We start from the raw sequence: 22,106 nt of genomic DNA, 5'->3' as shown, positions 1-22,106 counted from the left end.
GGACTCTGGCCCCAGCTGTGCGGGGCCGACAGCCAGGAAGGTAACGTGAACCTACAACTGCAAATCCAGCATATTTTCAGCGGCATGGCCTTTGCCCGGCCGCTTTTCTATAACTACCCGCAAGGCCTGCGCTTCGAGCTGGCCGAAGGCGGCAGCGACATCGAACGCTTCCTGCTGGCAGTCAGCAAGGCCACCGCGGTGTGCCGCGACCTGTTTGCCGGTGAGCAAGCGATGGTGGTGTGCCTGCGCGTGCACTCCAACGGTAACGGTTTTGCCCACCGCGACGTGTTGCGCGACTTGCGTGCCGCCGGTATTCGCGTCCCCGCCCGGCGCTCACTGTGGAGCCAGCGGCTGGACCCGGACGACTGGTTCGAAGAGCACCAGCCCGAGTACTGGCTGCACCTCGCCTTTGAGGCGCCACTGTCGTTGCTGCAACCGGTGCTCTGGTGCGCATTGGCCGATAATCCGGGGACCATACGCCCGAGCCCTTGCTGCGGTGTCTACTTGTTCAACCTCAACCAGCGGTTGATGGCCTTGCCCTATGACGATCGGGGTATGGATGTGGTGGGCCCCAACCACGACGTGCTCGCGCTGTTGTACCGCCAGCACCAGCCGTGGCTGCTGGACTACGACCGCGAGCGCATGGACGCAAGCTTCGCCACCGTCCTGCATTGACTCACTGCAGCGACTCGATTTTCCAGCGCCAGCTGCCCAGCGGGTTGTCCTCGCGGGTGCGGACGAACACGCCGTAGTCGACCAGGTAGCTGTAGCCTTCGCGCCAACGGTTGCCGCGAGGGCTCTGCCAGGTGCAGGTCAACGGCTTGGCGCTGCCTTGCAGGGCCGGGTGCAGGGCGCTGGCCGCTTGCGCCTTGCCGACCTGGCAATGGGTGGTGCGGGTAATGCTCGCAGTTTGCCCGGCGTGGCTGCTGGTGTAGCTCAGCTGCGCATGGGCGGGCAGGGTTTGCCAGTCGCCGCTGAATGACAGCGCGGTCAAGCTGTCGCTGGCGTCCTGCTCCTGACCGGTCATGATGTCGATGCCGCGTGCGGCCAGATCGAACAGGCCGCGAAAGCTCAGTTGCAGCTGCTGCGCTATCGTCGGGTCCACAGCCTGTAGCAACACTTGGCCGGAGCGGCTGTCGGTGCTGAGGAATACCTGGCGCGGCCTGTTGACGGCATTGTCGCCGTCGTTGAGGTTGGCGTCGTAGCGATAATCCAGCCGGTGCAGGCTCAGGCGTGGTGTCGGCAGGTCGAGGGCGGCGATGGCGGCAAGCACTTCAGGCCTGGCCCTGGGCGGCAAAAACGGCGGCGGCAACGGTGTACGGGCTTTGAGCGGGGCAAGCTTGGCAAGCTCGGCCGGCGCTTGGCAGGCGGCGTCGAACAACTGCTGATAGTACAAAGGGGCCTGCCGGTAGAACGCGCTGAAGGGCTGCCACTGAAGCCTGGTGCGGTCTACGCGATTGTCGTTGTCGAGGAACACCTGGCTTTGCCGGCTGATGAGTTGGCGCTGGCAATAGAACGCCAGGCGCTCGCGGCTGTGCGGGGCCATCACCGCGTGGCCGTATTGCATCGGATAGCGGTGGCGCTGGATGCCGGTCCAGGCGTAGGTAATGTCGCCCTCATGCTGCAGGCTGTTACGGTCGATCAGCAGCCAGTCCTGATCCTCGTCCAGGTTCAGCACGCGCCAGTCGGGGGCCGGACTCTGGTACTCGGGCAACTGACCGGCACCTGGCGGATCGGCTTGAAAGTGGCTGCAAGCGGCCAGGGTGAGCACAGCCAGGCTCGCAGCAAGCGGCTTGAGGGCAAAACGGGCGAGGGCATCCATGCGCATAGGCTCTTGGGGCAAAGCGCGCAGTGTAGCGAATGCCTGCGCCAAGCTGTATGCCTGGCGCTAGCCCCGGGTACGCCAGATCTGCGGCCAATGGGCAGTATCGACGCTGTCGCACCAGCTCATGCGGCTGAATGCCTTGAGCTGCATCACCGCGCCGTCATAGCGCCAGGTTGCATTGGCGCCGCAGTAGCGCCCGCCCGGCTGCAACTGGTTGAGCTCGCCGCGGGCCGGGTCGAACTTGAAAAAGCCATACATCTCGCCGCCCAGCACATCATGCCTGGGGACCTCGATGTGCAGCGAGGTGGGTTGATAGGGCGCGCTGCGCAAGGCGCGGTAATAGCTGTACATGCAGCCCTGGCTCCCACAGCCGTAGCGCAGGCCTACCAGCACATGGGTCGCGTCCAGCGGCGAGACCTCGGCTTCGGCTTGCCAGTTGTCGTACTCGGGTTCGCTCCATTCATGGCGGGTGATGGCAATGACGGCGTCGGCGATGGCCTTCTGCTCGGCATCGCTCACCCCTGGCGCCGGAGTGAAGGGGGCGAGGGTGGGCGTCGGCGGTGCTGGCGGCAGCTGGCTGTCGGGGCGTGTGCCGGGGTTTACAAAGGCGCTGGGGTGATCGATGCGTCCTTGCACCGAGTCGATGAACAGCAAGGAGGCACTCAGGCCCTGCAGCGATACCGGGTGCTGGCCGTTGCTGGTGTCCAGGGTCAGGGTCTGGCCGTTGCGCAGTTGGCGCAACAAGCGCAACGCGACGTCACCTTTGGCGTGATAACGCATCTGCCCCTGCGAGCCTGGCCGAAACCCCGCTGGCAGCGGGCCGCCGTCGAGCAGCAGCCGGGCGCCGAGCTCGACTCCGGCGTCGCTGAACAGGGTCAGGGTGGTAGTCCCCTGGGCCCCGGCTTCGCGCACCAGCTCAAGGCCCACGCCTTGATCGACGCTGCTCGACACCGCGGTACAGCGCAGGGTGTTGTCGCAGCCCACGACCCATTGCTTGAACTGCTTGAGCACCGGCTCCGGTTCCGGCGCGGCCAGGGCCAGGGCCGGCAGGAGCATCAAGCACAGCCAGTTCCATCTTGGGTCAACCATGGTGTTTCAATCCTGCAGGGTAAGCGAACGTCCGTCCTGGCCGGGCATCATCGCAGAAGCCGGGCCAACTTCAAGCCGTTGCCGATCAGAACTCCAAGGCTGCTGTGCTATCCAACGGGTATGACACGGGAGGTAACTGCAATGACCAGCAACGAGCGCGAGGCGCCCGCCAACGAGACGGACAAGCCTGCTGAAGATGAAGACCTTGCCAACCGGCCGATCACTCCGGCCAATCACCGTACTCAGGCTGAGGCCGCTGAAGAACTTAGCCGCAAGATTGCCGAGATTGAACGCAAGGTCGCTGATGGCAATTAACTATCATCTCTATATATAGAACGAAGGGCCATGACGGCCCTTCGCTTACTTCCAACTCATCTATCCACCGAGTTTACTTGCACAGGGTGTAACTGCCCTGGTGCGCACCGCCTCTGTACAAGTCAAAGCGGTAGCCGGCACCCGCGCCGAAGTTATAAGAGCCACCGGTCAGTGTCCAGGAGCCGGCGCTGACGGAAAACCCGCCGCTTACCTGGTCCACTTCCTGATCGTCGAGCACCCGCAGGGCAGAGGGTTGCGCGCTGGTCATGTCGATGTTTTGTGCATGGGTCATGTTATCTATACCTCGTTTGCTACAGTGGGTTCGTCCTAGGTTGATCCCCCCAGGAGAGGGCCTGGGCGCAAGGTGTTGCACTATAAAAGTGTGAGATCGATCACAGTTCCAATAACAGTGGCAGGCTGTTTCGATCCCCGGCCAAGTTAGTAATGCCAGCGCTTTAAGTGCAATAGTACAAGTGTGCTAGTGCCTGTCGATTAACTCGCCGTTATGCTGCAACAGGCTCAGGCGATCAGTCTGTTCATGTTATTAACGTTATCCGCCGGGTCATGGATTGGCATGTTATTCAGGAGCGAAGCCGTGCACGCACGGCGTGACAAGGAGTTGGGCAGCGTACTGCTGGTGTCGCCCGTGCCCCTGCGCTGGGCGGCGCTGGCTGCGCTGCTGTTCAGCCTGGTGTTGATCGTGTTCCTGACCTGCGCCACCTATACCCGCCGCGCCACCGTGAGCGGCGTACTGGTGCCCGAGGGCGGGCTGGTCAAGGTGTTTGCGCCACAGGCAGGGGTGGTGCAAGGCCTGGCTGCGGTCGAAGGTCAGAGCGTTGAGGCCGGGTCGACACTGATGGCCCTGGGCAGTGACCTGTATGCCGAGGCCGGTGGCGCGCACGTGGCTATCAGCCGCTTGATCAAGCGACGTAACGACAGCCTTACTGAGGAGATTGCCAGCACCCGTGCGCTGCACCTGAAGGAGCTTGAGGGCAAGCGCCGGCGCCTGGCGGTGCTGGAAAGCGAGCAGCAGAAAATCCTCACGCAGATGGACATCAGCCGCCAGCGCCTGGGGTTGGCCCAAGGCATTGCCGCGCGTTATGCCGACCTGCAGCGCCAGGACTACGTGTCGCGCGACCAGTTGCAGGAAAAGCAGGACGCCGTGCTCGAAGTGCGCCTGCGCAGCGAAGAACTGAGCCGTTCGTTGCTGTCGCTGCGCAACGATATCGCCACCTTGCGCGCCGAGCTTGCCGAGTTGCCGTTCAACCAGGGCAAGCAACTGGCCGAGCTTGAGCGGCGCTTGTCGCAAAGCCAGGGCAACCTGCTGGAAAGCGAAGTCAAACGCCAGGTGGTGATTACCGCCCCGGCCAGTGGCGAGGTGACGGCGGTGGGCGTGGTCAACGGCACCCGCGCCGATAGTAACCGGCCGCTGTTGAGCATCGTGCCCAGCGATGCCCAGCTGTACGCCGAACTCTATGTGCCCAGCCGTTCGGCCGGTTTTGTGCGCAGCGGCGATGCCGTGCTGTTGCGCTACCAGGCTTATCCCTACCAGCACTTCGGCCTGGCACGCGGCACGGTAGCGTCGGTGTCGCGCAGCGCGCTGCCAGCCGACGAAATCATGAGCGTGGGCGGCGTCTCCGAGCAGCAGCGCGAGCAAGGCCCGATGTACCGGGTCAGGGTCACCCTTGAACAACAAGCCATGCGCGGACGCGGGCTGAACGAGCGCTTGCGTTCGGGCATGCAACTGGACGCCGACATCCTGCAGGAGAACATGCCCCTCTACGAGTGGCTGCTCGAACCCCTGCGCGGCATAGGGAAACGCCTTTGAACATTCGCCAACCGCTGGCTTTCGGCATCGGCCGCAAGCTGCCCATGGTGCTCCAGGCCGAAGCCGCCGAGTGCGGCCAGGCCTGCCTGGCGATGATCGCCGGCTTTCACGGCCAGCGTCATGACCTGTTCTCGCTGCGCCAGAAGCTGTCGCCGTCGATGAAGGGCGCGACCCTCAAGCAACTGATGGCCATGGCCAGCCAGTTAGGCCTGGCCAGCCGGCCATTGCGCCTGGAACTGCAAGCACTCGGGCAACTGCGCTTGCCCTGTGTGCTGCACTGGAATTTCAACCATTTCGTGGTGCTCAAGGAGGTCGGGCCGCGCGGGGTGACCCTGCACGATCCGGGGCGCGGGGTGTGCAAGCTGTCGTTCGAAGAAGTCTCGGCAGCCTTCACCGGCGTGGCCCTGGAGCTGTGGCCACAGAGCGATTTCCAGCAGGGCGCGGCCAATCCGCCGCTGCGCCTGCGCCAGTTGCTGGGCCGGGTACAGGGCTTTGGCGGGGTGCTCAGCCATGTGCTGTTGCTGGCGGCGGCGCTGGAGCTGTGCATGGTGCTCAGCCCGTTTTTTTTGCAAACGGTGATCGACAAGGTGCTGGTCAGCGCCGATCTCGACCTGCTGGCGGTGCTGGCCATCGGTTTCGGTCTGCTGCTGGTGATGCAGCAAACCCTGGCGCTGGGGCGCTCCTGGGCGTTGATGTACCTGGGCACCCTGCTCAGCGCGCAATGGCAGATTAACGTCTTCAGCCATCTTGTGCGTTTGCCGGTGGCGTTTTTCGAGCGCCGCCACCTGGGCGATATCGTCTCGCGTTTTGGCTCGTTGAAGTCGATCCAGCACACCCTGACCACCTCGTTTGTCGAAGCCTTGCTCGATGGCCTGATGACCCTGGTAACCCTGGGCCTGATGTTCGCCTACAGCCCGCCGCTGGCACTGATCGCGCTGCTGGCCATGGTCATCTATGCCCTGGCCCGCTGGGCCTGGTTCGGCCCGCTGCGCCGCGCCAGCGAAGAGGAGCTGGTGCATGCCGCCCGCCAGCAGAGTTACTTTCTGGAAAGCGTGCGCGGGGTGCGCACCATCAAGTTGTTCGGCCATCAGGAGCAACGCGCCAGCGCCTGGGGCAGCCTGCTGGTCGAAGAAATCAACGCCGGCTTGCGTCCGCAAAAGCTCGCGCTGGCTTACCGCGCCTTCAATGGCCTGCTGTTCGGTCTGGTGACCGTGCTGGTGATCTGGCTCGGTGCCAGGCTGGTGCTTGATGGCCAGTTCAGCGCCGGCATGCTGATTGCCTTTAACGCCTACAAGGAGCAGTTCAACAGCCGTGTAGCCGGGCTGATCGACAAGCTGGTCGATGTGCTGATGCTGCGCCTGCATGGCGAGCGCCTGGCCGATATCCTGCTGCAGGTGCCCGAACCCAGAGCGCCTGAGAAACCTGACGACAACGACGTCGTCGACAGCGTGCCGAGCCTGGAAGTGCGCCAGCTCAAGTTTCGCTATTGCGAGCACGAGCCCTATGTGCTCGATGAAGTGTCGGTGCGCATCGAAGCCGGCGATTCGCTGGCGATCGTCGGCCCCTCGGGAGGCGGCAAGAGCACCTTGCTCAATGTCATGCTCGGCATTCTCAGCCCCAGCAGCGGCAGCGTGTTGCTCGACGGTGTGGCCATCGACAGCCATAACCTGGAGCGGTTGCGGCGGATCAGCGCCACGGTGCTTCAGGATGATGTGCTGTTCGCCGGCTCGATTGCCGACAACATCAGTTTTTTCAGCGCCGAGGCCAACCCGCGCTGGGTCGAGCAGTGCGCGCGCATGGCGGCGGTGCATGACGACATCGCGCAAATGCCCATGGCCTACAACACCCTGGTGGGCGACATGGGCACGGTGCTGTCGGGTGGGCAGAAGCAACGCATCCTGCTGGCCCGGGCGCTGTACCGGCGGCCCAAGCTGCTGTTTCTCGACGAAGCCACCAGCCACCTCGACATCGACCGCGAGGCGGCGGTCAACCAGGCGCTGCAGGCGCTGAACATCACCCGCATCATTGTTGCCCATCGCCCCGATACCATTCGCTCGGCGCGCCGGGTGCTGGCGCTGGACAACGGCCGGGTGGTGTATGACGGGCCGCTGATTGAGGCCGATGAGCAAGCGCCAGCCGAGCCAGATGAACGTGCCTGTGGTACGGCGTCTTCGTCATGAACCGTCACCTGACCAGGCTGTGTCTGGCTGCCTTGCTGCTGGCCTGGACGGTGCTACCGGGCATGGCCGCCGAAGCCCTCGATGCCTGCCCAGGCAGGTTAAGCCCTGCACAGCCACTGGTGTTGTCCAGTGCCGTGGCCATCGCCCTGTGCGCCGATCCGCAAGTGCGCGAAGCCTGGCTGTCACAACTGAGCAGCCAGGCCAGCCTGGATGCCGAGTACTCGGCCTACTGGCCGACTGTGCAAGCCCAGGCCAGCAGCGGGCGGGCGAGCCGCAAGACGCGCTTTGACAACTTTCCCGAGGCTGACTCGACCCTCAACACCCGCACCAACAGCTATGGCCTGAACCTCAACTGGGTGCTCTATGATTTTGGCCTGCGCGCGGCGAAAGTCGAGGGCGCCCGCCAGCTGTTGAACGCGGCCAGCAGCAGTCGGGTGGAGAAAATCCAGGCCACGGTGCTCGCCACCAGCAAGGCCTTCTACCAGGTCCAGGCCAACGCCGCCTTGCTCGCGGCCAAGCGCAGCGCCGAGTCCCTGGCGGCCAGCAGCCTCAAGGCGGCCACCGCCAAGTACCAGGCCGGGGCCGGCGAGCAGAGCGACCGTCTGCAGGCCCAGACGACTCACGACCAGGCGCAGCTTGAACGGGTGCTGGCTGAAGGTGACTACGCGACGGCCCAGGGCGCCCTGGCCCGTGCCCTCGGGCTGTCACCCTCGGCGCCGCTGACACTCACCGCCTTGAACGAGCCGGCGGGGCAGGAGGATGAGTTCATGGCCAGTGTCGATGCCTTGATGGAGCAAGCCCGGGCCCGGCACCCGGCCATCGAAAAGGCCCGCGCCGATTGGTTCGCCACCCGCGCCAGGGCGGATGAAGCGCGTGCCGAGGGGCGGCCCAAGGTGTCGCTGTTCAGCAGCTACCAGCAAGAAGACACGCCGATCGACCAGGTGTCGACACGCCAGCAGATCGAGACCTGGAGCGTGGGCGTGCAGATTACCGTGCCGATCTTCGACGGCTTCCTCAGCCGTCGGCGTGCCCGCGCCGCCGATTATGAAGCCGGCGCCCGCGAGCAGGCCCTGGAGCAGGCCGAACGCAGCGTGGCCCTCAACGTCTGGAAAAGCCGCCAGGCCCTGGATGCGCGCACCCGCGCCCTGGCCATCAGCCGCAGCTTCGTCGCCAGCGCCGGGCAATCCCATCAAGTGGCATTGGGGCGCTACAAGGCTGGGGTGGGCAGCATCATCGAACTGCTCAGGGCGCAGAACGAGCTGGCGCTTGCCGAGCAGCGGCGCGTGGAATCGCTGGTCAACTGGTACACCGCCAGGTTGCAACTGGCGGCGGACCTGGGGCAGTTGAATGGTGCGTTGTGAGTGTGTTCGCTGTCTTCCTGACTAGACTCAACCTGCCATTCACCAACCGTGGAGAACCAGGATGAGCCCTAAAAATACCATCTGCCTCTGGTACGACGGCACCGCGCTGGAGGCTGCGACCTTTTATGCCAAGACCTTCCCCGACAGCAAGGTCGGTGCCGTGCACCGGGCGCCGGGCGACTTTCCCTCGGGTAAAGAGGGCGATGTGCTGACCGTCGAGTTTACCGTGCTGGGCATCCCCTGCGTGGGGCTTAACGGCGGGCCGATGTTCACCCACAGCGAGGCGTTTTCGTTTCAGGTGGCGACCGAGGATCAGGCCGAAACCGATCGCCTGTGGGACGCCATTGTCGGCAATGGCGGCCAGGAAAGCGCCTGTGGCTGGTGCAAGGACAAGTGGGGGCTGTCGTGGCAGATTTCGCCGCGGGTGCTGGTCGAGGCAATTACCAGCACTGACCGTGCCGCCGCCAAGCGCGCCTTCGATGCGATGATGGGCATGCGCAAGATTGATATCGCGGCGATTGCGGCGGCGGTCAGGGGTTGAATTGCCGGAGCTGGCTTGCCAGCTCCCGCACAGATCCTGTTGCAGCAACAGCGTTGCCCTCAGAACCCCAGGGTCGCTGACACCAGGTAGGTGCGCGGGGTCGACAACGTCAGCCCGGCCTCGCTGTCATCCGAGGCGCCCGCCGAAGACCAGTAGTGCTCATCCAGCACATTCTCGACACTGGCGCGCAGGGTGATGGCCTTGTCATCGACCTTGAAGGCATAGCGCGCCCCCAGGTCGTAACGCTCCCAGCCGTCGATCTGCTTGCTGTTGGCCTGGTCCAGGTACTGCGAGCTTGAGTGGATGCCCCGGGCCGTCAGGGTCAGGCCGGCGAGGGCAGGCACGTCATACTCGGCGCTCAGGCTGAGGTTGTACTCCGGCGTTGCCGGGGCGCGGTTACCGTCGAAGCTGGCGCCGACGGTGTCGGTCAGTTCGCTGTCGATGTACATCACCCCACCGAGCAGGCGAAAGCCCTTGAGCGGCTCGCCGAACACATTGAGTTCAATGCCCTTGTTCTCACGCTTGCCATTGGGTCCGAACACCCGGGTAGTGGCGTTGGTCTCGTAGGCCGGCTGCTTGATGCGAAAGGCGCTGGCGGTCAGGGCGAAGTTGCCCAGGTCGTACTTGGCGCCGACTTCTACCTGGCGGCTAATGAACGGCGCGAAGATCTGGTCTTCGTTGATCGAGGTCGACGGGGCGATCTTGCCCTGGCTCAGGCCTTCCATGTAGTTGGCATACAGCGACAGCTGGTCGCTGAGCTTGAACAGGATGCCGCCCGAGGGCGAGAGCTTCTCTTCGTCGTAGGCGGTGTCGCCCTTGATGCCATCGCTCCAGTCATCGACCTGGACCCGCTGCCAGCGCGCACCCAGGGTCAGCAACAGGCGCTGGTCAAAAAAGCCCAGGGTGTCGGACAACGCCACGCCGCTGAAGCGGTTCTCGGTGTAGACCTTGGGGTCCGAGCGCAGCCGGGTGCCGGGCGTCGGGGTCGGGCGCGGGTTGTAGAGGTTGCTGGGGCCGGCGGCATAGCGCCCGCCGCCGTTCTCGAAGTCCATGTAGAAGTAGTTGGCCGCCAGGTTGAACTCGTGGCTCACCGGGCCGGTTGCGAACCAGCTGCGCAGGCCGGCGGTGGCGGTGCGCACGTTCTCGTCGCGGGTGAAGTCGCGCGGCTGGACGCTGAAGTCGCCGGCATCGTTGGACACCGGTACGTTGTGGCGGAGGAAGTCGTGGTTGCTCTTGCGCGCGCCGACGGCGCCGTAGGCCATCAGCGAGTCATTGAGGTCGAACTCGGCGTTGACTGTGCCGAAGGTGTCGTTGGTGCGCGCCTTGCTCCAGGCCTGGGCGTAGTTGCGGCGCACGTCGCCGGCGTCCGGCACCTTGGCGTTGGCGCCAACGATGACTCGCTCCTGGGGCGCATCGGTGTTGCGCTCGGTATGGCCGACATCGCTCGACAGGCGCAGGCGCTCGCCGCGAAAGTCCAGGCCGAGCACGGCCATTTCGCGGTCGACGCTCTGCTGGTCCCATTCGGTGTCGCCGGCTTGCTTGACGCCATTCAAGCGCAGGCCGAACTTGCCGTCCTCGCCAAAGCGCCGGCCGATGTCGACCGCACCGCCCACCTGGCTGTCGGACGCGTAGTTGCCGGTGAACTCGGTGATCGGCGTGTCGCTGGCGCGCTTGGGCACCACGTTGATGCCACCGCCGACGCTGCCGCGCGGCGAGATGCCGTTGATCAGCTGGCTGGGGCCCTTGATGATGTCGACGCGGTCGGCCATTTCCATGTCGATGGAGTAAGTCGGCAGGATGCCGTACAGGCCGTTGTAGGCAACATCGCTATTGAACAGGCTGAAGCCGCGAATGGTGAATTGCTCGAAGCGCCCGCCGGCGGGGTTGGTGGCGCGCACCGACGGGTCGCTGGCGATCAGGTCGCCAAGGGTGCGCGCCTGCTGGCCCTTGATCGCCTCGCTGGTATAGGTGGTCATGCTGAACGGCGTTTCCATGAAGTCCCGCGAGCCCAGCAGGCCTTGCGAGCCCCGGCGCGCAACCTGGCCGCCAGCATAGCGCTGGCCATCATCGTCGCCGCCGCTGTGGGCGCCGAGGATGCTGGTCGGGGCGATCTCCACGGCGTCGCCGCTTTGCGGTGTAGGCACCAGGGTGTAGGCGCCCGCTGTCACCGGCTGCAGTTGCAGGCCCGAGCCCTGCAGCAGCCGGGCAAAGCCTTCATCGACGCTGAAGCTGCCGCTCAAGCCGGCACTGCGCCGACCATTGACCAGGCCCGGGTCGACCGACAGGCTGACCCCGGCCTGGGCGGCAAAGCGGGTCAGCGCCGTGCCCAGTTCGCCAGCCGGTACCTGGTAGCTGCGGCTGGCTCCGTCGGCCAGCGCCGCTGGCGGCGCCAACGACGCCAGGCCCAGCACCAGGCACAGGGTAGGGGACGAAAACGAAGACGCCAGGCGCGTTCGGTGGCGTGTCAGTACGGGCATTGTTGCGCTCTCTTTTCGATTCACATGCCCTTGATGACAAGCGAGCGAACAAAAGGGGACAGCGGTATGCGCAAATAATGCCACGCCTGGCCACGGCAGGCCTGCTCGCGCTTCAGGCCGGTGCGTACGGGGCGTAGTCCAGGTAGCCCTTGGCGCCGCCGCCGTAGTAGGTGTCGCGGTCCGGGGTGGTCAACGGCCAGCCGTTTTTCAGCCGGGCGACCAGGTCGGGGTTGGCGATGAACGGCTGGCCAAAACCTGCCAGGTCGATCAGGCCGGCGTCAACCAGGTCCTGGGCACGCTCCAGGGTCATGTCGCCGGCCAGGATCAGCGCAGTCTGGCGCAGTTGCGCCTTGCAATGGGCCAGCAGCTTGCGCAGGGCCTGTTCCTGGGCCACGGCGCCTGCGCTGGCGAGGAAGAAGTGGGTCTGGTCCATCACATGCACATAGGCGATACCGCGCGCGCCCATGCCGGCGCAGAGGGCCGAGTAGGTCTCGTCGATTTGCGCGTAGATCGGCATGTCGAACAGCTGGCCGTAAGGCGAGATACGGATGCCGACCTTGTCGGCGCCGATGCGGTTGACCACAGCATCGACCACTTCAAAGACAAAGCGCAGGCGGTTTTCCAGGGTGTCGGCGGCGTAACGGTCGCTGCGGTCGTTGACCAGCGGGTTGAGGAACTGCTCGATCAGGTAGCCGTTGGCGCCGTGGATTTCGACGCCGTCAAAGCCTGCGGCAATGGCGTTGGCCGCGGCCTGGGCGAAGTCTTCGACGACCCGGCCGACTTCTTCGGTGTTCAGCGGGCGCGGCGTCGAGGTCGGGACAAAACCCGGCTCGCCGCTGTCGGTGTAGCCGAAGGCAATCGCGCCCTGGGCGACCTTGCCGGTGGCGCTGACCGGGGCCAGGCCATCGCGCTGGATCGAGGTGTGCGAGACCCGGCCGACATGCCACAGTTGGGCGAAGATCTTGCCGCCGACGCTGTGCACCGAGTCGGTCACCAGCTTCCAGCCGTGGATCTGCTGCTCGCTGAAGATGCCCGGGTTGAACAGATAGCCCTGGCCTTCGCGGGAGATCGGCGTGCCTTCGGAAACGATCAGGCCGGCGGTGCCGCGCTGGGTGTAATGCAGGGCGATCTGTTCGGTGGCGATGTCTTGCGGGGCGCGTGAACGGGTCATCGGCGCCATGACGAAACGGTTGCTCAGCTGCAGTGGGCCGAGGTCATAGGGGGCAAACAGGTCTTTCATGCGTGGGGCCTCTGGGTGGAATGGCGCCATGCTAGGGGCTTGCGAAAACAGCCACAATCAAGGCTAAAGGCAAAACACTATTGCTGTAACAGCAATATGAGCACCTATACTGGACGGATTTCTCGTTCAGGAGCCGCCCATGCACCTCAAGGCCCACCGCTTCTTCGCCATGGTCGCGGTGACCGGTAGTTTCTCTGCCACCGCCCGGCATTTTCAGGTGCCGGCCTCGTCGGTGTCGCGTTTTATCGCGGCGCTGGAGCGCGAGGTCGGGCAGCAGTTGCTGTACCGCAACACCCGCGCGGTGAAGCTGACCGAAGCCGGTGAGCGCTATTACCTGCAGATTCGCGAAGTGCTGGAGCTGCTGGATGCTGCCGACGAGTCGATCAGCGGCAAGCCCGGCGACATTCGCGGCCTGGTGCGGATCAACGCGCCGGTGGCTTTTGCCCATCTGCATCTCGTGCGCCTGCTCAATGGCTTGCATGAGCAATACCCGGAACTGACCGTGGAGCTGACCGCCACCGATGCCTACATCGACCCGGTGCAGGAGGGCGCCGACATCACCTTTCGCGTCGGCCATCTGCAGGATTCGGGGCTGATCGGCCGGCAGATCTGCACCCAGCGTTATGTCCTGTGTGCCAGCCCCAGCTACCTTGAAAAACATGGCCAGCCGGGCTGCGCGCAGGACCTGCGCCAGCATAGCTGCCTGGTCTACAAAGGCACCGGCGGCGCGCAGCGCTGGTACTTGCGTCCGTCGGGTAGCGACAGCGTCGAGGTGGTCGACGTGCACGGGCCGCTGCGCAGCAACAATGCCCAGGTGCTGGTGGAAGCGGCCCTGGCCGGGCGCGGCATCGTGTTTTTTCCGACCTGGCTGTTCAGCAAGCACAGCTTTACCAGCAAGGCCCTGGTGCAACTGCTGCCCGACTGGCAAGGCGCCGTGGAGGCGACGCCGAGCCAGATCCACTTGCTGTCAGCGCAAAACCGCCTGCGCTCGCAGAAGGTGCGGCGGGTGTGGGACTACTTTCTCGACGCCATCGGCACGCCGCCGTACTGGGATGACCTCGGCGCCTGAGTCAGCCCTTGGCACGCCAGGTCACCGGCCAGTACTCCTCGTTGATGCTGTCGCAGCGCCACATGGTCCGCCGGTCCTTGAGCTGCATGGCCGCACCGTCGTATTGCCAGGTCGAGCTATCACCGCAGTCCTTGCCCATCTCGCGGAAAATCTTCAACTGGCCGCTGACCGGGTTGAAGTTGATCTGCCCATACAGGTCAGGGGAGAATTGAGCCTCGGGCGCCGCCTTGAGTTCCAGCGGTGTCGCCTGGTACGGCGCCGTGCGCGAGACACGATAGAGGCTGTGGTTGCAGCCGTCCTCGGCGCAGCCGTAACGCAGGCGCACCAGGGCGTGGGCCGGGTCCAGGGGGTAGACCTCGGCCTGGGCCTGCCAGTTCTGATGGGGCGCGGCGCTCAGTTCGTCCTTGGTCAGGGCAATCAGGTAGTCGCCGATGGCCTGTTGCTCGGCGTCGCTCAAGGCCGGGGCCAGGGTAAAGCGCGGCAGTTTGGGAATCGCCGGGGCCGGCGGCACGCGGCTGTCCGCCTGGTAGCCCGGGCGCACGAAGGCGCTGGGGTGGCCGATGCGCCCTTGCACCGAATCCATCAGCAACAGGGCGGCGCTCAAGCCCTGCAGCGATACCCGGCGCTCGCCAAAGTTGCTGTTGGAGCTCAGGGTGTCGCTGTTGCGCAGCTCGCGCAGTTTTTCGACGGCGGCATCGCCCTCAAGGTAGTAGTACTCACGGTCGCTCGAGCCGTACTGCCAGGGGGCGGTGGGGCGGCCGTCGAGGTGAAACTCATAGCGCAGGCCGACGTCGTCGTAGCCGATCACACTGACTCGGGTGCTGCCCTTGGCCCCGGCTTCGCGAGCGATGTACAGGCCCATCCCGGGGTTGTCGGTGCTGCCCGATACGGCGGTGCAGCGGCGGGTGTTGTCGCAGGCCAGCCGCCAGTCCTGGAATACCCGGGTCAGTGGCACCGGCTCCGGGGTGGCGGCCTGGGTCAGGGCGGGTAACAGGCCAAGGGCCAGCCAGGTCCATCTTGCTGAAAACATCGTGGTCGATCCTGCGGTGTTGATGAAGGGCGGCATGATCGCATCTTGGTGGTAGTCTGGCAGCTGTTCAGGATCAATCAGCCAAGGAAGCCTTGTGATCGCCGTCCGCCCCGTTTTACCCCATGAATGGCCCACTTACCGCGATCTGCGCCTGCAGGCATTGCAGGATTCGCCAGATGCCTTTGGCAGCACCTTCGCCGCCGAGTCGCAACGCAGCGATGAAAACTGGGCCACGCGGATAGCGGCGGCCCATGCCAGCGGCAATGACCGGGCGTTTTTCGCCGTTAACGGCGACGCCCTGTGCGGGATGGTCTGGTGCAAATTGTCCGCGGCCGAGCCAGGTGTGGCCGATATCTACCAGATGTGGGTCGACCCGGCCGCGCGTGGCCTGGGCGCCGGCAGTGCCTTGCTCAAGGCCGCACTGGACTGGGCTGCCAGCGTGGCCGTGCGCCGGGTGGGCCTGGGCGTGACCCTCGCCGACAGCCCGGCGATGCGCTTGTACCAGGCCCATGGCTTTCAGCCGGTCGGTGCCCCGCAGCCATTGCGCGAGGGGTCCAGCCTGATGTCGCAGGGGATGCAGCGACAGCTGGCTCTCTAGTCCTCGAAGCGCCCCGACGGATCGCGATCTTTTTCGTAGTGGTGGCTGAGCGGGAAGGGTGGCAGCCAGGATTCGCGGCGGGTGGTCCAGCTTTCGTAGGTGGGCGTGAACAGGTTGGGGGCATCCAGCGCGCCGAGGTTGATCTCGACTTCATCGCCTGAGCGGGCGAACACCGACGAGCCGCAACGTGGGCAAAAATAGCGCCCGGCGTAGTCACGGGTTTCGCCTTCGATGCTGACTGCCTCTGCGGGGAAAATCGCCGAAGCGTGAAACAGCGCGCCGTGGTGCTTGCGACAGTCCAGGCAGTGACACAGGCCGACCCGGTAGGGGCGTCCCGAGGCTGCAAATCGCACGTTGGCGCACAGGCAACCGCCGGTGAGTGGGTCCATGGTGGGGCTCCTCATGTGTGTTAGCGGCCCTCGCGGGCTAGGGTTCGCAGATTTTGTACAACCCGAGACTTATGATCATTAACACGAACCCAATAAAGATCAGCCTGCCGGAAACAAGCACGCGTCGCTTGAGCTGCCAGGGAAAGTTTTGCACTTGCGCTGCATCGAGCTGGCCTCGGCGAATATGTTTGTGGGGGGAGGCCAGCAAGCCACTTATCATTCCGACCAGTACCCAACGTGACACCAGGCTTGAAGTCCCCCAAACGCGAATCTGCTGCTCAAGCCAAGTGCTGCTTTGCAGCGCTGAAAGCGATCTTTCGAAATCTCGGCCATTTGCGATGCACGCATTCATCACGATCCCAGTCATCATGATGATCCATGGGCCTAGGATCAGTACCATCTGCACTTCCAGGGGCCAGGAACGAGGGTCAATAATCATGGGCCTGTCCAGTTGTAAAATAGTTCTCCAGCAAGATCGCCCGATGTGTTGCCAATCATGCTTCCCACATAAGTGCCCATGCCTACCAGGACTATGCCGCAAACGGCGCCGCCGTGCGGTCCGATGCCTACGCACACCGAAGCGGCGGCCCGGCCGCCTGCGTATGCTCCAGCCAGCCCGCCTCCAAGCCCGCCAGTGAAGCTGCCGGTCTCGGTAAAGCGGATTTTCCTGCATTCTTCTGTCGCTCCAGCGCGACATGCTGCCTGCACGTTTAACCAGGATGCCGTTCCACCCAGCCCGACTCCGACATAACCACCATATTTGAGATACTTCGCCGTCTTTGCCACCTGTTCCAGATGCGTAGCATAGCCAGGAATCTGTCCAGCTCCACCGGCGCGGCTCCAGTGGTGCACCAGGCTTCGGGTCGAAATTCCCAGGCTCTTGCGCAAGCGCTCGTGGTCTCCAAGATTGAGTTGCTTGTTGAGAAAAATGCTCTTCAACTGCGCATCAAGCTGCTGGAAGAGCGCGCGTCGGGCGTTGAAGAATGCCGGGCTGTTGAACCTGCCACTGCGACTGAAATTCGCGCTGGTGCAACTGTTCGATACTGCGCAGTGTACCGTCGACCTGTCTTAACCCCTTCTCCAACATATCTTTGCCGATGCCCATCGACAGACTTGCTGTGCCCAGCATGCCGGCGATTTCGGGCAGGTTGCGCATCATGAAGTCTGCTTCCTGGGAAGTGAGCGTTGCCAGGCTTTCGCGTACCTGAGTTGCTGAATTCATCAGTTGGGCTTCTTCGCGAGTACAGGCATTGTCGATGCTCGAGTCGCCAATGACGAAGATCTCACCTGCCTTGAAGCCGCTGGCAAAGGTCGGGTTGAGCCGCTGTAGCCGGGCGATCAATTGCGGTCCATGTGCCGTAGTCAGCGAAGCCACTATCTGACCGTCAGTCATGCTGCGCGGCACGATGTAGAAGCCGGGCTGCAGCAATTCTGAGGAAGACATTATCGAGTGAGCTGGGGAAGGTGTTGAGGGTGGCATCCTTGTCATGCGCAGGTTCCTTGGGCAATGAAGGCCGGAACCTAGCACCGCCGCTCGCGATCTAGCGCACCGCTGGACGGAATCGGAAAGATCCTACAGTGAAAGTGGATTCGGATTGGCGGGCGTACGATGAGACCGGTACAGCCAGCACTTCAGGTGCTGGCCGAATTACGACCGCTTCGCGCTCGATCGCGGGTCAAGCCCGCTCCCACAGGATTGGTGCGAGCCCGCACCTGCAGCATCAGTAACCGGTCATCTCCAGATAGCCCTTGCCGCTCACACTGCCATTAAAGCGCACCGGCCCTTCCCAGTACGGAAAACGCGTCGACATCCACGCTTTGGGCTCCAGTGCATCGACCTGGACATCCACCCCGTGCGCCGGCACCTGCACACGCCAGCGGGTTGGCAGCTTGTGGCCGTTGTTCTGCTTGCTCCAGGCCAGTTCCTGCAGCTGGATCTGCGCACCCTGCAGAGCCTGGGCGTTGCCTTCGGCGCTGATCCAGGTGCCTGCGCGGTAGGGCGCGCCCTGGGCTTCGCGCACGCGAAAGAGCATCAGTTTGGCGCCGCTGTCCAGGTGCAGGGAGAACCAGTCCCAGCCCGACTGCCCAGCCGCCAGGGGTTGGCTGCTCCATTCGCGGTCGAGCCAGGCGTTGCCGGTCACCGCCACGCGCTGGCCGTTGCGTTCGACCTCGCCGCTGACCTGGTAGAACGGCTGGCTGTAATAGTACGAGGCCTGGCCCTTGCCGGATTTTTCGCTGTAGCCCCGAGCGCCGTGCAGCACCAGCGGGCCGTTGCTGACCAGCTTGAGGGTGTAGCTGAAACCCTTGCCATTGGCGCTCATTTGCAGGCGCCCGATGTCGTCGCTGCCTTGTAGCGACCAATCGTTGATCCAGGCGCGAAACGGCTGGGGCTCGACGCCCGCCTGACCGATGCCGCCGCGCGCCAGGGTTTCGGCGTATTGATGGCCGCCGGGGCCGGTGAGCGCGGCGTGGCCCATCCACAGGTTGGGGCTGTTCCAGCCGGTGGTTTCGGTGCCTGGGCGCAGGGCCGAGCGGAACAGCGTCCACTGCGCGCCCCAGTCGCGGCCCTGGGCGTCCTTGAGGTTGGCGGTGACGTACCACCATTCGATGCGAAAGCCGGTGTGCGGCCCGTGATCGAGGGGGAACAGCAGCGGATGATCGCGGGTTACCGGGGTGAAGGCCGCAGCGTCCTGGCCCAACCCGGCAAAGCCTTTGGCAGCAGGCGTGGGTTGGTCGCAGCCGCCCAGCAGCAACAGGCCGATCATCAGGCAAAGGTCAGGTTTCATCGGCAAACTGCCTCAACAGTTCGCTGGGCTGGCTCCGCGCCAGTTGCCACAAGGGCCAGGCGCTGGCCAGCAGGCTGGTCAACAGGCCAAGCAGCGCCAGCTGTAGCAGTTGCGCGGCAAACACATGCAGCGGCAGGCGCCAGCCGAAAGCCTGAACATTCACCACCGCCACCAGGCACCAGGCCAGCAACAGCCCGAGAGGGATCGCCAGCAGCACCGTCAGACTGCTCAGCATCAGGGTTTGCCCCAGCGACAACCCTACCAGCTGCGTGCGCCGCACACCCAGGGCCCACAGCGGCGCCAACTGGCCCAGGCGGCTCTGGCTCAAGGTCAGCAAGCTGATGAACAGGGCGATGCCCGCCACCCCCAGGGTCAGGCTATTGAGGGCGGTGGTGGCGGCGAAAGTGCGGCTGAAGATTTCAGTCGACCAGCGTTTCAAGCTGGCTTGCTCGACCACGCGGCTGTCGTCCAGGGCGAAGCGTTGTTGCAATTTGTCTTTGAACGTGGCGATGCGCTCGGGCGCAAGATTGAGGCTGATGGTGCTCAGCGTCGCCTGCGGCAGGTGCCCACGCAGCCAGTCGGCATTGACCAGCAAGTGGCCCTTGGGGTTGCCATAGTCGGCATAGATGCCCACCACAGCCATGGTTTGATTGGCCAACTGCAGGTTGTCGCCCAGCTGCACGCCCAGGCGCCGGGCCAGTTGCTCGCTGAGCATCAGCGCATTGCCGCTGGCCAGTTGCGCCCAGGCCTGCGGGCTTTGCTCCAGCAATGGCCAGCGCGCGGGGTAGGCGGGGTGATCGATGATGCCCTGGACCTGCACCGGCCACTGCTGCACGCGTATTTCGGCACGCCAACTGGGCAGCAACGTGGTGATTGCCGGTTGCTCGGCGAGCCAGTCAGTGAGTTGCAGGGCCTGAGTCGTGTCCTGCGGTGTGAGGTACAAGTCGGCAGAGAGGCGCTGGTCGAGCCAGCCGCTGAAGGTCTTGCGAAAGCCCTCGGTCATGCTGCCGACGCCGACGCTGGCGGCCAATGCCAGCAGCAGCGCCATCAGCGCCAGGCTCAGTGCCGGAAGCTGCTGACGGCTGTCGGCGACAAACCACTCGGCCAGCGGCCCGCGACCCCCGCGTGCCAGCCAGGCCAGCGCGCCGTCGAGCAGGGCGGGCAGCAACAAGGCCGCCGCCAGCAACAGCGCTGCCAGCAGGATCAAGGCACTGGCCAAGCTGTTGCCCCATTGCCAGCAAGCGAGCGCGACCACCAGCAACAGCCCGGCGACCGCTGCCTGACGGCGCAGCCACGGCCCCTGGGCCATGCGCCAGGCCTGCGGCTGGGCCAGGGCCAGCAGCGGCAAACGGGCGGCGCGCAACACGCTGCCGGCTCCGGCCAGCAAGGCACCGAGCACGCTCACGGCGATGCCCGCCAGCCACCACCCGGCTGGCAGGCTCAGTTGCCCGGCCACCTGGGCGCCGTACAGGCCGCGCAAACTGGCGGCGATATCGGGCAGCAACAGCGCGGCCAGCCCATAGCCGCTGGCGGCCCCGGCCAGGCCGCCGAGTACGGCGAAAACTCCCAGTTCCAGGCTCAGGCCGAGCAACAGGGTGTTGAGGCTGATGCCACAGGCACGCAGGTTGCGAATCAGCCCGCGGCGCTGTTCCAGGGCCAGGCCGATGGCGGCGTGGGCGATGAACAGGCCGACGACGAACGCCAGCAGGCCCAGCGCCGTGAGGTTGAGGTGAAAGCTGTCGGTCAGGCGCTGCAGGTCGCCGTCATCGCTGGGCGCTTGCAGGGTCAGGCGCGCGGCGATGTCTGCGGGCAAGGGCCTGGCGTTATCATTCAAAAGCAGTCGCGACAGCTGCCCGGGCGCTTGCAGCAAGGTTTGCGCATGGCCGATATCCACCACGATCACCCCTGGTGCCAGCTGCGGCTGCACAACAAACGGCGGCAGTACCTGGCCGTCGCTGGTGGTTGCTTGCCCGCTGGCATTCAGAGGCAGTTGCCGCAGGGTATCGGGGCCGATCCAGGCTTGCCCGGGCTCGCCAATGAATGCCTGCACATCGAAGCCTTGCAACGGCGTGCCGGCGACGGTCATTGCCGTTGGCAGGCTCAGCGGCTCGATACCGATCAGCCGTACCGTCAGCGCTTGCTCCCCGGCAAAGCGCAAGCGACCTTCGAGCAGCGGCGACACCTGCCAGCCGAGCCTGCGCAGTTGCAGGTACAGTGCTTGCTCGAAACGCTCACCGTTGCCGGCTATCAGCTGCGCCTGGGTGGGCCCGGTCAGCACTGCGCTGGCGCGGGCGTAGTCGGCCCGCGCCTGGCTGTTGAGCGCCTGCACCCCGGTCCATAGCGCAGTGGCCAGCCACAAACCGGTAAAGATGCTGAAGAACTGCAATCGATGGCGCCGCCAGTGGCTCAGCAGCGCCTGCAGGGCAATCAGCAGCGGGCCCATCAGTGCGCCTCGACCTGCACACGCCCGGCGTGCAGCACGCAGCGCTGCTCAAGGCGCGCTGCCAGACGCGGGCTGTGGGTCACCATCAGCAGGCTGCTGGCAGCCTCGGCGACCAGTTGCAGCATCAACGCCAGCACTTCATCACTGCTGCGCTCGTCGAGGCTGCCGGTGGGTTCATCAGCCAGCACCAGCGCCGGGCGAGCGGCCAGCGCCCGACCGATGGCGACCCGCTGCTGCTGGCCGCCGGAGAGTTGCTCGGGGTAGCGCTGCAACAGGCTGGCCAGACCCAGGCGGGCAGCCAGGTAGTCCAGCCATTGGCGGTCAAACCGCGCCGCCAGCCTGGCCTGAAAGGCAAGATTGGCCGCCACATCGAGGCTGCTGATCAGGTTGTATTGCTGGAACACCAGGCCGATGCCTTGCCGGCGCCAGCGCGCCAGGGCTGATTCCGAACGGGCGTCCAGCGCCTGGCCATCGATCAGGATGCGCCCACTATCGGCGCGATCGAGACCGGCGACCAGGTGCAGCAGGGTGCTTTTGCCGCTGCCGGACTCACCCATCAATGCCAGGCTGCTGCCCTGGCCCAGGCGCAAGTCGACGCCCTGCAATACCGGCAGCAGGCCTTGGGCAGTGCTGAACGACTTGTGCAACTGTTCGATGACCAGCATGGGGCGGGTTCTATCCTCAGCTGTTTTTAGCGCTCGCCAAAAAATACGCCACCAGTGCATTGGCATGGCCATGGCCCAAGCCATGCTCGGCCTTGAGCCAGCTGACGATCTCCATGTGCTTCTTGCCGCTGACCGTGCCGATCAGCTCCAGCCAGTGGTTGACGGGCTGGCCGTAAGTCTTCTCGATGGAGGGGAAGTACGACGCTGGCCCTTTTACTTTTGTCTCTTCGCTCATGGTATGTGGTTCCTGATTAGGTGGGTGGGATGCGC

At 64.7% G+C, this 22,106-nt stretch carries 22 protein-coding genes; 8 read left to right on the top strand and 14 right to left on the bottom strand.

All coding sequences use genetic code 11. The features are described from left to right. The first annotated feature begins 45 nt into the window (after positions 1-45). On the top strand, positions 46-675 hold the full coding sequence (locus BLR26_RS19235; protein WP_093384230.1) for a DUF3885 domain-containing protein: 630 nt from the start codon (positions 46-48) through the stop codon (positions 673-675). A gap of 1 nt (position 676) precedes the next feature. Here BLR26_RS19235 and BLR26_RS19230 read toward each other — a convergent pair whose 3' ends face one another. Both BLR26_RS19230 and BLR26_RS19225 read right to left on the bottom strand, forming a co-directional pair. Then, positions 677-1,822, bottom strand: a complete 1,146-nt coding sequence (locus BLR26_RS19230; protein WP_093384225.1) for a hypothetical protein — start codon at positions 1,820-1,822, stop codon at positions 677-679. Between the two features lie 66 nt (positions 1,823-1,888). Next, positions 1,889-2,914 carry a DUF1176 domain-containing protein gene (locus BLR26_RS19225; RefSeq protein ID WP_093384220.1) on the bottom strand — a complete coding sequence of 342 codons (1,026 nt, stop codon included), beginning with the start codon at positions 2,912-2,914 and terminating at the stop codon, positions 1,889-1,891. Positions 2,915-3,055: 141 nt separating this feature from the next. On the opposite strand from BLR26_RS19225, the gene BLR26_RS27345 reads away from it, so the two are divergent. Beyond that, positions 3,056-3,229 carry a hypothetical protein gene (locus BLR26_RS27345; RefSeq protein WP_176794272.1) on the top strand — a complete coding sequence of 58 codons (174 nt, stop codon included), beginning with the start codon at positions 3,056-3,058 and terminating at the stop codon, positions 3,227-3,229. A 73-nt stretch (positions 3,230-3,302) separates the two neighbouring features. On the opposite strand, the gene BLR26_RS19220 is transcribed toward BLR26_RS27345, so the two are convergent. Beyond that, the gene (locus BLR26_RS19220) at positions 3,303-3,521 is read right to left on the bottom strand and encodes a hypothetical protein (RefSeq protein WP_093384216.1); all 219 of its coding nucleotides are present in this window, start codon (positions 3,519-3,521) and stop codon (positions 3,303-3,305) included. A 282-nt stretch (positions 3,522-3,803) separates the two neighbouring features. On the opposite strand from BLR26_RS19220, the gene BLR26_RS19215 reads away from it, so the two are divergent. The 4 genes from BLR26_RS19215 to BLR26_RS19200 all read left to right on the top strand — a co-directional run bounded on the left by BLR26_RS19215 (position 3,804) and on the right by BLR26_RS19200 (position 9,139). Then, a complete protein-coding gene (locus BLR26_RS19215; protein WP_176794271.1) occupies positions 3,804-5,057 on the top strand; it encodes an HlyD family secretion protein in 1,254 nt (417 codons plus the stop codon). A gap of 44 nt (positions 5,058-5,101) precedes the next feature. After that, positions 5,102-7,237 (top strand): peptidase domain-containing ABC transporter, encoded by a 2,136-nt coding sequence (locus BLR26_RS19210; RefSeq protein ID WP_371128681.1) that lies wholly within the window; start codon positions 5,102-5,104, stop codon positions 7,235-7,237. Continuing rightward, complete coding sequence (locus BLR26_RS19205) at positions 7,234-8,598, top strand: TolC family protein (protein ID WP_093384208.1); 1,365 nt, start codon at positions 7,234-7,236, stop codon at positions 8,596-8,598. Before BLR26_RS19210 ends, BLR26_RS19205 begins: the two co-directional genes overlap by 4 nt. Before the next feature lie 61 nt (positions 8,599-8,659). After that, positions 8,660-9,139: a VOC family protein gene (locus BLR26_RS19200; RefSeq protein ID WP_093384203.1), complete on the top strand. Its 480-nt coding sequence runs from the start codon at positions 8,660-8,662 to the stop codon at positions 9,137-9,139. Between the two features lie 59 nt (positions 9,140-9,198). On the opposite strand, the gene BLR26_RS19195 is transcribed toward BLR26_RS19200, so the two are convergent. Together BLR26_RS19195 and BLR26_RS19190 are read right to left on the bottom strand one after the other, a co-directional pair. Next, positions 9,199-11,616, bottom strand: a complete 2,418-nt coding sequence (locus BLR26_RS19195) for a TonB-dependent receptor (protein ID WP_093384199.1) — start codon at positions 11,614-11,616, stop codon at positions 9,199-9,201. Positions 11,617-11,728: 112 nt separating this feature from the next. After that, positions 11,729-12,856, bottom strand: coding sequence for an alkene reductase (locus BLR26_RS19190; protein WP_093384196.1), 1,128 nt, complete (start codon positions 12,854-12,856; stop codon positions 11,729-11,731). A gap of 139 nt (positions 12,857-12,995) precedes the next feature. On the opposite strand from BLR26_RS19190, the gene BLR26_RS19185 reads away from it, so the two are divergent. After that, complete coding sequence (locus tag BLR26_RS19185; RefSeq protein WP_093384192.1) at positions 12,996-13,925, top strand: LysR family transcriptional regulator; 930 nt, start codon at positions 12,996-12,998, stop codon at positions 13,923-13,925. A gap of 1 nt (position 13,926) precedes the next feature. On the opposite strand, the gene BLR26_RS19180 is transcribed toward BLR26_RS19185, so the two are convergent. After that, positions 13,927-14,955 (bottom strand): DUF1176 domain-containing protein, encoded by a 1,029-nt coding sequence (locus tag BLR26_RS19180; RefSeq protein ID WP_176794270.1) that lies wholly within the window; start codon positions 14,953-14,955, stop codon positions 13,927-13,929. Positions 14,956-15,049: 94 nt separating this feature from the next. Between BLR26_RS19180 and BLR26_RS19175 the strand changes: the two genes are divergently transcribed. Next, positions 15,050-15,553, top strand: coding sequence for a GNAT family N-acetyltransferase (locus tag BLR26_RS19175; RefSeq protein ID WP_093384183.1), 504 nt, complete (start codon positions 15,050-15,052; stop codon positions 15,551-15,553). On the opposite strand, the gene BLR26_RS19170 is transcribed toward BLR26_RS19175, so the two are convergent. The 8 genes from BLR26_RS19170 to BLR26_RS19140 form a co-directional block, all read right to left on the bottom strand. Continuing rightward, a complete protein-coding gene (locus tag BLR26_RS19170; RefSeq protein WP_093384178.1) occupies positions 15,550-15,942 on the bottom strand; it encodes a GFA family protein in 393 nt (130 codons plus the stop codon). The two genes, BLR26_RS19175 and BLR26_RS19170, sit on opposite strands and share 4 nt — an antisense overlap. Before the next feature lie 37 nt (positions 15,943-15,979). Next, entirely contained in the window at positions 15,980-16,381 is a 402-nt protein-coding gene (locus BLR26_RS19165) for a hypothetical protein (RefSeq protein WP_093384173.1), read from the bottom strand. After that, positions 16,378-16,881: a hypothetical protein gene (locus BLR26_RS27790; RefSeq protein ID WP_371128653.1), complete on the bottom strand. Its 504-nt coding sequence runs from the start codon at positions 16,879-16,881 to the stop codon at positions 16,378-16,380. Before BLR26_RS27790 ends, BLR26_RS19165 begins: the two co-directional genes overlap by 4 nt. Positions 16,882-16,888: 7 nt before the next feature. Further along, positions 16,889-17,386 (bottom strand): hypothetical protein, encoded by a 498-nt coding sequence (locus BLR26_RS27785; RefSeq protein WP_371128652.1) that lies wholly within the window; start codon positions 17,384-17,386, stop codon positions 16,889-16,891. Between the two features lie 277 nt (positions 17,387-17,663). Next, entirely contained in the window at positions 17,664-18,728 is a 1,065-nt protein-coding gene (locus tag BLR26_RS19155) for a lipocalin-like domain-containing protein (RefSeq protein WP_093384169.1), read from the bottom strand. Next, positions 18,718-21,171 carry an ABC transporter permease gene (locus BLR26_RS19150; protein ID WP_093384166.1) on the bottom strand — a complete coding sequence of 818 codons (2,454 nt, stop codon included), beginning with the start codon at positions 21,169-21,171 and terminating at the stop codon, positions 18,718-18,720. The genes BLR26_RS19155 and BLR26_RS19150 overlap by 11 nt, the downstream gene beginning before the upstream one ends. Next, a complete protein-coding gene (locus BLR26_RS19145; RefSeq protein ID WP_093384163.1) occupies positions 21,171-21,836 on the bottom strand; it encodes an ABC transporter ATP-binding protein in 666 nt (221 codons plus the stop codon). The genes BLR26_RS19150 and BLR26_RS19145 overlap by 1 nt, the downstream gene beginning before the upstream one ends. 16 nt (positions 21,837-21,852) lie before the next feature. After that, complete coding sequence (locus BLR26_RS19140; protein WP_093384159.1) at positions 21,853-22,071, bottom strand: DUF4287 domain-containing protein; 219 nt, start codon at positions 22,069-22,071, stop codon at positions 21,853-21,855. Positions 22,072-22,106: the final 35 nt, after the last annotated feature.

Source organism: Pseudomonas sp. UC 17F4 (assembly GCF_900101695.1).
Lineage (GTDB): Bacteria > Pseudomonadota > Gammaproteobacteria > Pseudomonadales > Pseudomonadaceae > Aquipseudomonas.
Note: the sequence above shows the minus strand (reverse complement) of the source record. Positions and strands in the feature narration are given on the sequence as shown.

Excerpts from the sequence above, each read along its gene's own strand:
- BLR26_RS19230 (WP_093384225.1), bottom strand. The coding sequence starts at position 1,822 with ATGGATGCCCTCGCCCGTTTTGCCCTCAAGCCGCTTGCTGCGAGCCTG.
- BLR26_RS19225 (WP_093384220.1), bottom strand. The coding sequence starts at position 2,914 with ATGGTTGACCCAAGATGGAACTGGCTGTGCTTGATGCTCCTGCCGGCC.
- BLR26_RS27345 (WP_176794272.1), top strand. The coding sequence starts at position 3,056 with ATGACCAGCAACGAGCGCGAGGCGCCCGCCAACGAGACGGACAAGCCT.
- BLR26_RS19220 (WP_093384216.1), bottom strand. The coding sequence starts at position 3,521 with ATGACCCATGCACAAAACATCGACATGACCAGCGCGCAACCCTCTGCC.
- BLR26_RS19215 (WP_176794271.1), top strand. The coding sequence starts at position 3,804 with ATGTTATTCAGGAGCGAAGCCGTGCACGCACGGCGTGACAAGGAGTTG.
- BLR26_RS19210 (WP_371128681.1), top strand. The coding sequence starts at position 5,102 with ATGGTGCTCCAGGCCGAAGCCGCCGAGTGCGGCCAGGCCTGCCTGGCG.
- BLR26_RS19205 (WP_093384208.1), top strand. The coding sequence starts at position 7,234 with ATGAACCGTCACCTGACCAGGCTGTGTCTGGCTGCCTTGCTGCTGGCC.
- BLR26_RS19200 (WP_093384203.1), top strand. The coding sequence starts at position 8,660 with ATGAGCCCTAAAAATACCATCTGCCTCTGGTACGACGGCACCGCGCTG.
- BLR26_RS19195 (WP_093384199.1), bottom strand. The coding sequence starts at position 11,616 with ATGCCCGTACTGACACGCCACCGAACGCGCCTGGCGTCTTCGTTTTCG.
- BLR26_RS19190 (WP_093384196.1), bottom strand. The coding sequence starts at position 12,856 with ATGAAAGACCTGTTTGCCCCCTATGACCTCGGCCCACTGCAGCTGAGC.
- BLR26_RS19185 (WP_093384192.1), top strand. The coding sequence starts at position 12,996 with ATGCACCTCAAGGCCCACCGCTTCTTCGCCATGGTCGCGGTGACCGGT.
- BLR26_RS19180 (WP_176794270.1), bottom strand. The coding sequence starts at position 14,955 with ATGTTTTCAGCAAGATGGACCTGGCTGGCCCTTGGCCTGTTACCCGCC.
- BLR26_RS19170 (WP_093384178.1), bottom strand. The coding sequence starts at position 15,942 with ATGGACCCACTCACCGGCGGTTGCCTGTGCGCCAACGTGCGATTTGCA.
- BLR26_RS19165 (WP_093384173.1), bottom strand. The coding sequence starts at position 16,381 with ATGATTATTGACCCTCGTTCCTGGCCCCTGGAAGTGCAGATGGTACTG.
- BLR26_RS27785 (WP_371128652.1), bottom strand. The coding sequence starts at position 17,386 with ATGTCTTCCTCAGAATTGCTGCAGCCCGGCTTCTACATCGTGCCGCGC.
- BLR26_RS19155 (WP_093384169.1), bottom strand. The coding sequence starts at position 18,728 with ATGAAACCTGACCTTTGCCTGATGATCGGCCTGTTGCTGCTGGGCGGC.
- BLR26_RS19150 (WP_093384166.1), bottom strand. The coding sequence starts at position 21,171 with ATGGGCCCGCTGCTGATTGCCCTGCAGGCGCTGCTGAGCCACTGGCGG.
- BLR26_RS19145 (WP_093384163.1), bottom strand. The coding sequence starts at position 21,836 with ATGCTGGTCATCGAACAGTTGCACAAGTCGTTCAGCACTGCCCAAGGC.
- BLR26_RS19140 (WP_093384159.1), bottom strand. The coding sequence starts at position 22,071 with ATGAGCGAAGAGACAAAAGTAAAAGGGCCAGCGTCGTACTTCCCCTCC.